Origin of the sequence: Pseudomonas cavernicola (genome assembly GCF_003596405.1) — a bacterium.
Classification (GTDB): domain Bacteria; phylum Pseudomonadota; class Gammaproteobacteria; order Pseudomonadales; family Pseudomonadaceae; genus Aquipseudomonas; species Aquipseudomonas cavernicola.
The window spans coordinates 1-10,993 of sequence record NZ_QYUR01000007.1 but is presented as its reverse complement, the minus strand read 5'-3'; the positions used below and the strand labels follow the sequence as shown (position 1 = coordinate 10,993).

Annotated in this window: 8 protein-coding genes and 3 pseudogenes; all 11 read right to left on the bottom strand. The window is 51.2% G+C overall.

Going from position 1 to position 10,993, the window contains the following annotated elements; genetic code table 11:
* Window positions 1-569: 569 nt before the first annotated feature.
* Window positions 570-1,749 (bottom strand): annotated as a pseudogene (locus tag D3879_RS21895) (DegT/DnrJ/EryC1/StrS family aminotransferase).
* Window positions 1,750-1,834: 85 nt separating this feature from the next.
* Window positions 1,835-2,456: pseudogene (locus D3879_RS21890) on the bottom strand (acetyltransferase).
* Window positions 2,386-3,048: a sugar transferase gene (locus D3879_RS21885; protein ID WP_119956384.1), complete on the bottom strand. Its 663-nt coding sequence runs from the start codon at window positions 3,046-3,048 to the stop codon at window positions 2,386-2,388. Before D3879_RS21885 ends, D3879_RS21890 begins: the two are co-directional and overlap by 71 nt.
* 120 nt (window positions 3,049-3,168) lie before the next feature.
* Entirely contained in the window at window positions 3,169-3,438 is a 270-nt protein-coding gene (locus tag D3879_RS27695; RefSeq protein ID WP_338014905.1) for a hypothetical protein, read from the bottom strand.
* Window positions 3,425-3,643 carry a hypothetical protein gene (locus tag D3879_RS27690; protein ID WP_338014904.1) on the bottom strand — a complete coding sequence of 73 codons (219 nt, stop codon included), beginning with the start codon at window positions 3,641-3,643 and terminating at the stop codon, window positions 3,425-3,427. Before D3879_RS27690 ends, D3879_RS27695 begins: the two co-directional genes overlap by 14 nt.
* Window positions 3,589-4,401, bottom strand: coding sequence for a glycosyltransferase family 4 protein (locus tag D3879_RS21880; protein WP_338014903.1), 813 nt, complete (start codon window positions 4,399-4,401; stop codon window positions 3,589-3,591). Before D3879_RS21880 ends, D3879_RS27690 begins: the two co-directional genes overlap by 55 nt.
* Window positions 4,402-4,406: 5 nt before the next feature.
* On the bottom strand, window positions 4,407-5,288 hold the full coding sequence (locus tag D3879_RS21875) for a UDP-N-acetyl glucosamine 2-epimerase (RefSeq protein ID WP_238474297.1): 882 nt from the start codon (window positions 5,286-5,288) through the stop codon (window positions 4,407-4,409).
* A gap of 372 nt (window positions 5,289-5,660) precedes the next feature.
* Entirely contained in the window at window positions 5,661-6,650 is a 990-nt protein-coding gene (gene wbjC / locus D3879_RS21870) for a UDP-2-acetamido-2,6-beta-L-arabino-hexul-4-ose reductase (RefSeq protein WP_420800948.1), read from the bottom strand.
* Window positions 6,650-6,778 (bottom strand): NAD-dependent epimerase/dehydratase family protein, encoded by a 129-nt coding sequence (locus D3879_RS27945; RefSeq protein WP_420800947.1) that lies wholly within the window; start codon window positions 6,776-6,778, stop codon window positions 6,650-6,652. The genes wbjC and D3879_RS27945 overlap by 1 nt, the downstream gene beginning before the upstream one ends.
* Window positions 6,779-6,781: 3 nt before the next feature.
* A pseudogene (locus tag D3879_RS21865) lies at window positions 6,782-7,808 on the bottom strand (polysaccharide biosynthesis protein).
* 102 nt (window positions 7,809-7,910) lie between these two features.
* Entirely contained in the window at window positions 7,911-9,143 is a 1,233-nt protein-coding gene (locus tag D3879_RS21860; RefSeq protein WP_119956382.1) for a glycosyltransferase, read from the bottom strand.
* Between the last annotated feature and the right edge of the window lie 1,850 nt (window positions 9,144-10,993).

The following is a 10,993-nucleotide window of genomic DNA, read 5'->3' as shown; positions in this document are numbered from 1 at the left end:
CGAGATCGACAAGACTTGTTCGGTGCTGGCTGAGGTTATGCAAGAGGCAACACTTTCTGTTTCCTGAGCGTATCAAGCGAGCAGCGCTGATCTACTTTTATCCAAGAGCCTGGATGGAGAGTTCGTTTTTTGTCTGTTGTTGGCTGCAGTTTGAGTTCTTCATCAGTAATGCCTCATCGATTGATGGACTCGCAGGACGGATGTGCCGGAACCACTTGCCTCTTGCACTGCAGCTCCGTGGTCATCAGCAATACCCAGCAAGGCGATCACGCCTCCAGAGCCGATTGGGGCCCATGCAAGATCAGGTGCAACCAGATCGTTGAGGCAAAGGCACAGAACAACGGCAATGAGGCTGATGGCTATGGCAAAGCCACCACGTAGGGGTGGGCGGAAGATGGGAGCTGCGATCATTGGACACGTCCATCAATCGATGAAACAAGGCATTACGGCACAACACACCGCTGATGAAAGAACTCAAACCTGCAGCCAACAACAGACAAAAAACAAGAAAACTCTCCATCCAGGCCTCTTGGATAAAAGTAGATCAAAGCGCTGCTCGCTTGATACGCTCAGGAAACAGAAAGTGTTGCCTCTTGCATAACCTCAGCCAGCACCGAACAAGTCTTGTCGATCTCGGCGGAAGTCAGGGTCGGGTGCACGAGGAGCATCAGGCTGCTCTCGCCCAGCTCCCTAGCCACCGGCAAACGCTCAGCAGGACGCCAGCCGGTGTTGTCGAAAGCCTTCTCCAGATACACCTCCGAGCAGGAGCCGAATAGCACGGCACGCCACGGGCGACAATCTCGTCAAGGATGCGGTCACGGTTCCAGTCCGCCTTGAGCTGCTGCGGCTCGACAAATACGTAGCACTTATAGGCCGCATGCAGGCTACCCTCAGGCATGGCCGGTACGCGCAAACCACGCAACTGGCGAGCGCAGCCCCAGATGCGCTCAGCATTAGCAGGCGCCGGGCATGCCAGTCAGCCATGCGGCGCAACTGGATGCGGCCGATCACCGCCTGTACTTCCAGCATTCGCCAGTTGGTGCCGAAACTCTCATGCAACCAGCGAAAGCCCGGCGCATGCTCCCGCTCGTACACCGCCTCCCAGCTTTTGCCGTGATCCTTGAACGACCACATCTTCGACCACAGTTCACGGTCGTTGGTGGTGACCATCCCACCCTCACCGCCGGTGGTCATGATTTTGTCCTGGCAGAACGACCAGGCACCGACATGGCCGATGGAACCGACCGCACGTCCCTTGTATTGCGCACCGTGGGCCTGGGCGCAGTCTTCGATGACGAACAGGCCCCGCTCTTCCGCCAACGCCATGATCGGATCCATATCGCACGGCCAGCCTGCCAGATGCACGCAGATCACCGCACGGGTGCGCGGCGTCAGCACTGCACGGACAGTTTCGGCGGTGATGTTCTGCGAATCGCAATCCACCTCTGCAAACACCGGCACTGCGCCAGCATTGACGATGCTTGACACCGAAGCGAGGAAGGTACGCGGCGTCACCACCACCTCATCGCCCGCACCAATCCCCAAAACTTTCAATGCCACATCCAGGGCCACAGTGCCATTGGTCAGCGCAATGGTACCCGGTACCGGCCCATGCAGCAAATTCCTTTTCAAATTCGCGACATTCCTGCCCGGTCCAGTAGTTGACCTTGTTAGACAGAATCACATCACGAACGGCATCGGCCTCTTCCTCTGTGATGGAAGGCCAGGGGAAAACGGAGTATTCAGCACAGCAACCACCTGAAGGGATTGAACAAGGAAACAGCAGCAAGGCAACCTCTTGCTGCGATTACGGGCCGCAGGCCCACCAGAGAAATCAGCGCACAACAACCCGTGCCGGCACCCCGGCCACGGTCACATCATCCGGCACATCAGCCACCACAGCTGCAGCAGCACCCACCATTACCCGCGCACCAATGCGGATCAGCTGACGCACACTGGCACCAATCCCGATCCAGCTCAGCTCGCCCACCTGCACTCCGCCAGCCAGCCGCGCGCCGGGCTGACATGCACGGCATCGCCCAGCACGCAATCGTGATCAATGCTGCAGCCGGTATTGAGAATCGCACCTAGCCCGATCGGGCATCGGCATTCACCACAGCACCGGCGAACACCACCGAACCGACACCAATGGCCGCATACCGGCTGACACTGGCAGCCGGATGCACCAATGTCACCATCTGCACGCCTGTCGCCTGCAACTCAAGCAGCTTGGCATGGCGAATACGGTTGTTGCCAATCGCCACCACCACACCGTCAAACTCATGCAACCGGTCAAGCAGCACCGCTGTGTCACCAACAACGGGCCAGGCACCATTGCCCTGCAAAACCGGCCAGGCATCATCGAAAAACTCGACGTTCAGCCAATCACAACACTCGGCGGTATCGGCCACCACCTTGCCATGTCCGCTGGCGCCGAGAATGGCAAGACGATTCAAGACTTACTCCCCTGAACTTGCCCATGGTCACCTCCCCTTCAGCGCTGATGCCATCACGCACCAGCACCTTCTTCACCGTCAGGAAAATGATCTTAAGATCCAGCCATAACGACTGGTTGTCCACATACCACACATCCAACTTGAACTTTTCCTCCCAGCTCAGGGTATTGCGGCCGTTGATCTGCGCCCAGCCGGTGACGCCGGGGCGCGCCTCATGGCGGCGATATTGCCCAGAGTTGTACAACGGCAGGTATTCCATCAGCAACGGGCGCGGGCCGACCAAACTCATATCACCCTTGAACACATTCCACAGTTCAGGCAGCTCATCCAGACTGCTGGAACGCAAAAAACTGCCAAACGATGTCATACGTTCGACATCCGGCAGCGGATTGCCGTTGCCATCCATCGCATCGCGCATGGTGCGAAACTTGATCATCTCGAACGGTTTGCCGTTCAAACCGGGGCGCAGCTGACGGAACAGCACCGGCGAACCGAGCTTGCGGCGGATCTGCCAAGCCACCACAAGAATCACAGGAGAAAGCAAAAGCAGGCCCCAGGCGGAAGCGACAATATCGAAAAGGCGTTTAAGCATCAGCTGTCCTTGAAAAATTTTGACTGCCCCGACAGTGCCTACATGAATATGGGGGCGCCAAAACCATAAATATGGGTTTTGGGGCCGTTAACAACCTGATACGGCCCAGCTGAGAGACATCTACGTACCTCTTGTGCGCTCCGCGAGCCGATTGAAAATCGCTCCAAAACGCCCAACCCCTACGCTCTGGGATAATTTGTCGCGATAGAAGCGTCGACTGTTTTCGGCCATGGCATTGCGCTCATCCACACTGGCCCGCATGAGAGCGAGTGCTGCTTCTGCCAATGAAGCAGGGTTCTCCGATTCAGCGACCTGGCCACATCCACTTTCCAGCACCAGATCCGCAGCATCCCCATCCACAGCCATCAAGATTGGCTTACCAACAGCCATATAAGCTTGAGTCTTGGATGGAATAGTGATGGTAAATAATGGATTTTTTAAGATGCACTAGCAGAGCATCGGCAGCGTCAAGGTAACTGCCAACTTCCGTCATCGGGACTGGTGGCAGGAAAGTTACATTACGCAGCGCCTTTTCTGCAGTCAGCTGTTGCAAGTGCGCCACCTCGACACCACCACCGAGGAATACAAAGACCAAGTCGGGAGCCCGCTCCTGTAACAGCTCGGCGGCATCCAGTACTGCATCCAGAGCCTGGGCTTGCCCATGTTCCCGGCGAACAGGACGCGGAACTTGTCATTGCCCGGAAAGCTCACCGGCACACTCCCTAGCGGCGTGGCAAGCGAGTCTTCGGCACACCAGTTGTAAATCACCTCAATCTTGCCTTCAGGTACACCACGCTCGATCAACAAGCGCTTGAACCCCGGAGACAGCACCACCAGCTGATTGGCGCGCCGATATACCCAGTCACAGACCGCAGATACAACTTTCAACGCCTTCTCGTTGGAGAGCATGCCGGTTGCACGCAGGGTATCCGGCCACATGTCCTGAATGTCATATACCACCGGCACACGGCGGAACAGTCGGATCAGCGCCGCGGTGATGCCTACCGTCAGCGGAGGATGGTAGGCATAGATCACATCGGGGCGTTTGGCACCAAACAGCCCATAGCACAGCGACGCAGCAGCAAAGCTGACGTAGTTGAGCACACGCCCAACAGCACCCTGGTCATGGCTTGGATACAGCGGAACCCGCGTTACCTGAACGCCATCGATCTGCTCCCGTTGCAATAGCCGAAGCTTGTAGCCCGGATAAAGTTTGCCGCCTGGATAGTTGGGAAAACCGGTGACAACCTCAACCTCAAAGCCCTGTCTGACTAGCTCGCGGGCAAATACCTGCCCCTTGAAGGTAGGCTCGGGGTCAAACCATTGGGTCAATAGGAGAACACGGGTAGCCATGCTGCTCAGTACCTTTTCCACACCGTCCGCATGACGTAATCACGATAGCTGTGGATGATCCGCACCACCTTCTCCGCCACGTTAGGTATGCTGTAGTCAGCTACCAGGCGCAGGCTTCGCTCCTCGCCGCAGCCCTGACTCTCCAGCACTTGCAGCCCCTGCATCACGCGCTCGACTTCAAGCCCAACCATCATCACCGCGGCCTCCTCCATGCCTTCCGGCCGCTCGTGGGCCTCGCGGATATTCAATGCCGGGAAATTGAGAATCGAAGACTCCTCGTTGATCGTGCCGCTATCCGACAGCACAGCCTTAGAGACAAGCTGCAATTTGTTGTAGTCCTTAAATCCCAGCGGCTTGAGCAGACGTACGTTTTCATGGAACGTCACGCCCATGGCGTCCACTCGCTTCTGGGTACGCGGATGGGTGGAGACAATCACCGGGTAGCCGTAATGGGCTGCTACTGTGTTAAGCACATCCACCAGCTTGAAGAAGTTCTTATCAGAGTCGATGTTTTCCTCACGGTGGGCGCTGACCACGAAAAACTTGCCGGCCTCCAGCCCTAGACGTTCCAACACATCCGAGGCCTCGATGCCGTCACGGTAATGATTGAGCACTTCGAACATCGGGCTGCCGGTCTTGATCACCATGTCCGGCGGCAGGCCTTCGCGCAGCAAATAATCGCGGGCAATAGTGCTGTAGGTAAGGTTGATATCAGCAGTGTGATCGACGATGCGCCGGTTGATTTCCTCCGGTACGCGCATATCGAAACACGGTTGCCGGCTTCCATGTGGAAGGTCGGAATTTGCGTCGTTTGGCGGGATTACTGCCATGCAGCTGTTGGTGTCGCCGAGCACTAGCAGGGCTTCGGGTTGCACCTCGGCTAGCACACGATCCACGGCGATGATCACGTTGCCGATGGTTTCCGCACCGCTGGCGCTGCGGCATTGAGGAAGTGATCGGGTTTGCGGATGCCTAGATCTGAAAAAAGATCTCGTTTAACTCGTAATCGTAATTCTGCCCGGTATGAACCAGTACATGGTCACAATACTGATCCAACTTGGCCATGACCCGCGACAGGCGAATAATTTCCGGCCGGGTACCTACCACAGTGACCAACTTTCAGTTTATTCATTGCAAAGCTCTACTCAAAACCATCAAAACCGAGCGGGATAGCACCCAGGTACAAAAAAAGCCCCTATGGTGGCACGTCCTTGTCACGCTCTGCCACCGCCAACGGAGCAACCGCAGTTGCCGAAATACTATGCCTCAGTCCCTACCGGTCTTGCGTAGGTATCCGGCCGCTCACGGTCGAAAATCTCGTTGGCCCAGAGCATCACAATCATTTCCTCATCACCCACATTGGTATGTCGTGGGTCCAGCCCGGGACGGTTTCGACGATCTCCGGTTGCTCGCCCGGTGGGTGAACAGCTCGTAGAACTCCCCAGACACGATGTGGCGGAAGCGGAAGCACGCCTGCCTTTGATCACCAGAAATTTTTCGGTTTTCGAGTGATGGTAATGCCCTCCACGGGTCACTCCAGGATGCGCTGTAAAGTAGGAGAACTGACCGCTATCACCTGTCTTGAGCATTTCCACGAATACCCCTCGCGGATCGCCGTACTTGGGCACCTGATAGGTAAAACGCTCCGGCGGCAGGTAGCTGACATAAGTGGAGTACAGCGCACGCACCAAGCCTGTTCCAACCGGTTCGCTGATCAGGCTTGTGCGGCTGTCGCGAAATGCCTGCAGCTGCTCGGCCAACGCTCCTACGCTGATGCTGTATTGCGGTTCGACACTGACGAAAGGCTCACCAAGCGACTGGCCATCCATCGCCGCGATGAAGTGAGTGACCACATCGTCGATATACACGAGATTGATGCGTGCTTGCAGATCGTTGATCTGAATAGGTAAATCACGGGCAATGTTGTGACAGAAGGTCGCGACCGCCGAGTTGTAGTTCGGGCGAGCCCACTTGCCGAAGACATTGGGCAGTCGAAACAAATACACCGCAGAGCCATGCTTGCTGGCCAGCTCGAGCAACGCCTCTTCGGCACCACGCTTGCTGCTGCCGTAGGGGTTGTCCAATTCAGCCTGGCTGGATGAAGTGTAAAGCACGGGCACAAGCTTGCCGCTGGCTTCTATTGCATCACAGAGTGCCTGGGTCAGGTCGGTATTGCCGGTCTTGAACTCTTGCGGATCCTGCGGGCGATTCACTCCGGCCAGGTGAAACACAAAGTCCACCTCGGGCATCAATACCTGCAACTGAGCAACATCATCCCACGTATGAAGCAAAGCACCTCGATGTCTTTACGCTCACTCAGGTGCGCAACCAGGTTCTTGCCAACAAAACCATTGGCACCAGTAATCAGCACTTTCATCGGTCACTCCTCAGGCGTTGCGTGTTCGCCACGCTGAATGGCACGCATGAAATCCAGTTTGAGCAACAAGCGCTGCATACCTTCCACATCCAACCGTTCGGTATTGTGTGAGTTGTAGTCTTCGGTGCGAGAAATTTTCTCCTCGCCCTGCTCCACGAACTTGGCGTAGTTGAGATCGCGCAGATCCGGGGGCACACGGAAGTACTCGCCCTATCCTCAGCACAAGCCATTTCCTCGCGGCTGAGCAACGCCTCGTAAAGCTTCTCGCCATGGCGGGTGCCGATCACCTGGATAGGGTGTTCGGACATATCGAGCATCTGGGTCAGCGCCTTGGCCAGAGTTTCTACAGTGGCTGCCGGCGCTTTTTGCACGAACAGGTCACCGTTGTTGCCGTGCTCGAAGGCATACAGCACCAGATCCACGGCATCTGCCAGGGTCATCATGAAGCGGGTCATGTTCGGGTCGGTTAGCGTCAGCGGCTTACCGGCGCGGATCTGCTCGATAAACAGCGGGATCACCGAACCACGCGAGGCCATAACATTGCCGTAACGGGTGCCGCAAATGACGGTCTTGTTGTCATTGCGTGACTTGGCGACCATGACCTTTTCCATCATCGCCTTGGAAATACCCATGGCGTTGATCGGATATACCGCTTTGTCAGTGCTCAGACAGACTACGCGCTTGACGTCATTCTGGATCGCTGCCTCCAGCACGTTGTCGGTGCCGATCACGTTGGTCTTGACCGCTTCCATCGGGTGAAACTCGCAAGACGGCACTTGCTTGAGCGCTGCGGCATGGAAGATGTAATCCACTCCACGGGTCGCATTGAGCACGCTTTGGTAGTCGCGCACATCACCGATATAGAACTTCAGTTTGGAATTGGCATAGCGCTTGCGCATGTCATCCTGTTTCTTCTCGTCGCGACTGAAGATGCGGACTTCAGCGATATCAGTGTCGAGGAAGCGTTTGAGAACCGCATTACCAAAGGACCCAGTCCCCCCGTAATCATCAAAGTTTTGCCGACAAACATATTATGCTCCCCCTATTGCATTTGTAAGAGTTAAAAACCCATAAGAAAACTTTATTTTGACATAATAAACCCTATGCCAACACCCCCAAAAAAATCACCGCATTACATCTTAATATCTTCCTCATCATGACCGACTGAGCGGCACAAAACTAACTGACTCGATATTTTACGCACTGTCATGTTTTCTAAATACCAAGCCTGCCCTTGGGCGCCAACTAAAAAAAGATCCTCTCTAGTCATTTGAGCAACTGCAGAAAAATTCTCAAATAATTTTGAATTATTGCTTGGTGAAGCACTCCAGCCCGCTCTTATATTGCCCTCTAAAATATTTCCAAAATCAGTGGCATCCTCAACATATGCAAGAATGGGCACAGCCGCCCGGAGATAATCGATAGATTTAGATGGAAATGTAGGCACAACAGCAGCGCCAGAATTAAAAACCAACCCCAAATCCGCACCAACTAAAAAGCGAATATACTCATCACGCGGTTTAAAACCCTTATACACTACAACATCACTTACATCATACGCGATGATATCTGACAGTATTTTCTCACGCTCAGGGCCATCACCAAATATATAAAATTTAGCAGAAATTTTCTGACGCTTAGCATAAATAGCAAGCTCAATCACTTTATCTATACCTCGCCCACGAACCAACTGACCACCGAATACACAAATTAAATCATCACAAAAATCATTCGACTTTCTAGCATCCATATATTTCTGCGAGCTACGGACCATGACATTATTTGGCCCCCAAATACTTAAAACCTCTGCCGCAGTCTCGGAACGCAATTTAAAATTTCCCTTCAAAAAAGATAAATTTTCCGGGGACATAACACCAATTCGATCATAGTCATTATAAGCACCATTCTCTACAAATTTAAGAACCGGCTTCAAAGGCTTCGGTATCAACCCAAATTCAGAGTCATAAATTGGGAAAAAGTCCCAAAGTATGAGGTAAGTCAGACATCCTTGTTTTTTGTATGCTTTGAGCAGCGGCTTCATAATCAATGCAGGAGAGAAGCTTACAACAAGATCGAAATTAAAATCCTTAAATATTCTCCGCACTGAAGGCGCAATCGATGCCGCTGAGAAAAACCACTTTAATATTTTCCCGAATCGCCCTCTGAAGAATTTTCTTTGCGTTGAAAAAACATAAACCTCAACACCATTTTTCACAATATGGAAATCGTTTTTGTACTGCCCCGACCAATCCAAACAAACCACGACAACTTTATGTGTTTCCACAAGCTCTTCAGCCAGACTATCAGTCAACCAAGAGCATCCCTCTTCGAGCGAGTACTTAGTACACAAAATAAGTAAATTCATATCCTTCGCCCATTAAAATAATTAAACACAAACCCAAGCATTACCAAGAAGCAAATAGAATAAGTCAATATATAAGCGTAACCCACATCAATGGAGTTATTCCCCATGGAAAAATAATAGAACAGACTAACAAACAACAAACCTTGCAAAAACTCAAAATCAAAGCACGGCCAAACCTATCAGCAGATATAAGTGTAAAACTACAAAACAATGCGCACACCCTGAAATAGTCACCTATCAAATAGTATGAAACATAATTCTTTGCTGATGAGTAACCTTCACCAAATAGCAAAGACACAAAATATTCCCGAAATGAAAAAATTATGAGAGCGCCCAGAAAATAAACTCCCGAAACCCCAAGCAATTTTTTAAACCAGCCAGAAAAGTGAAAGTCTCCTATTTTTCGAGAAAGGTACGGAAGCAGTATAGCAGAGCAAAACATGCCATAAAACTGCTGTACAGTATCTGAGATCTTCACCGCAACTTGCCAATAGCTCAGTTCAACCGCTCCAAATTGCTGATGAAAACTTTCCCGAACAAGAATACTGATCACCGGTATAGATACAAGTCCGACATAGACAATAAGGCAGAACCTGAAAACCTGAACTAGCCGCCTATTCGCCCAAAGAAGTTTAAAGTCCAGCTTATTTTCCCTCAAAGGTACGATATAAAAATACCACAGGAAGAATATAAGAAAGTGGCAAAGCCCAATAAATGCCATCCTCAGCGCCAACCAAAACCAGACAAACTACTATAAGAACGAATAATGCCGCCCACCTATATTAGCAAGAACATATCTGTTAGTTTCCCCTGCGCCAGCGCTACAGCCATCAATATTCCGCAAACATTCGAAATAAAAAAACAATCAAATATAAAATATGACCCACAAGAGACACTCCTATAAATATGAACTCCTCAGACTACCTTTCAGGAAAACAAAACAAATTGCTAGCAACATAAGAATAAAAACCATAACTGAAACGACAGAAACCTCCTTCTCGCACGCTACAACTCGACTAGTTTGAGAAAGATTTTTAATCAAGTAGTTACTTGCCCCTCCCAAGACAAACCAAAAACTACCGCCAAAAAGCCATGTACTGCGTAAGATAACCGAAACTTCCTCGCCAAAGCTGCCCGCCAAAGCTCTTAAAACCACCAGGGAGCATAGCGGCTTAAACGCAAATGAGCAGCCTATATAAATAGCCCTCCTCAACTCACTCACCCAACCCCATTTCTAACTCATATTCTCGATAGTACTTTAGTGTTCGTTCTTCTCCGTCATTACCCCCCTCCCAGCCATCGTTCATACATATTGAAATATGGCGTATAGGGGTAAAATCCTGGCCGTGTTACCTCATGAATAAGGATCATGACACTCATGAGCAACACTGCCGAACCATAAAAAAGCCTATTAATTAAATTTAATTTATTCAAAATAATAAAAAAAAGATAAAAATAAGCATGATTACAAAGTATTTAACGCGATCATGGAAATTGGATACTTCCAAAATAGCAGCAAAAGATTAAATAAATAAAGCTTAAATTTAAGAGATATCGTTCAATCCGGCTAAGCCAATCCAACCTGGAATGCAAAAAAATAAAAACCACAACAATTAAAACTTATATAAAAACTCACCCACTCCTCTTTGATACATATCCCCCAGCCTTAAATACAAATCAACTTTTGAAAAAACGAATCCCGGCATGTAACCAGAAAGCTGATACAGAACCACACCTAAAGTATCAATACCCGACAAATACAAAACCGACAACACAAGCAAAACAGGCACCAATAATTCTTCTTGGAAAGTTCAGCTTAGCCAAAAACATGACAAAACCAATAATTAAAG

Coding starts and splice junctions, on each gene's coding strand:
- D3879_RS27945 (WP_420800947.1), bottom strand. CDS start 6,778: ATGAAAGTGCTGATTACTGGTGCCAATGGTTTTGTTGGCAAGAACCTG.
- wbjC (WP_420800948.1), bottom strand. CDS start 6,650: ATGCCCGAGGTGGACTTTGTGTTTCACCTGGCCGGAGTGAATCGCCCG.
- D3879_RS27695 (WP_338014905.1), bottom strand. CDS start 3,438: ATGGCTGTTGGTAAGCCAATCTTGATGGCTGTGGATGGGGATGCTGCG.
- D3879_RS21885 (WP_119956384.1), bottom strand. CDS start 3,048: ATGCTTAAACGCCTTTTCGATATTGTCGCTTCCGCCTGGGGCCTGCTT.
- D3879_RS21880 (WP_338014903.1), bottom strand. CDS start 4,401: ATGGCTACCCGTGTTCTCCTATTGACCCAATGGTTTGACCCCGAGCCT.
- D3879_RS21860 (WP_119956382.1), bottom strand. CDS start 9,143: ATGAATTTACTTATTTTGTGTACTAAGTACTCGCTCGAAGAGGGATGC.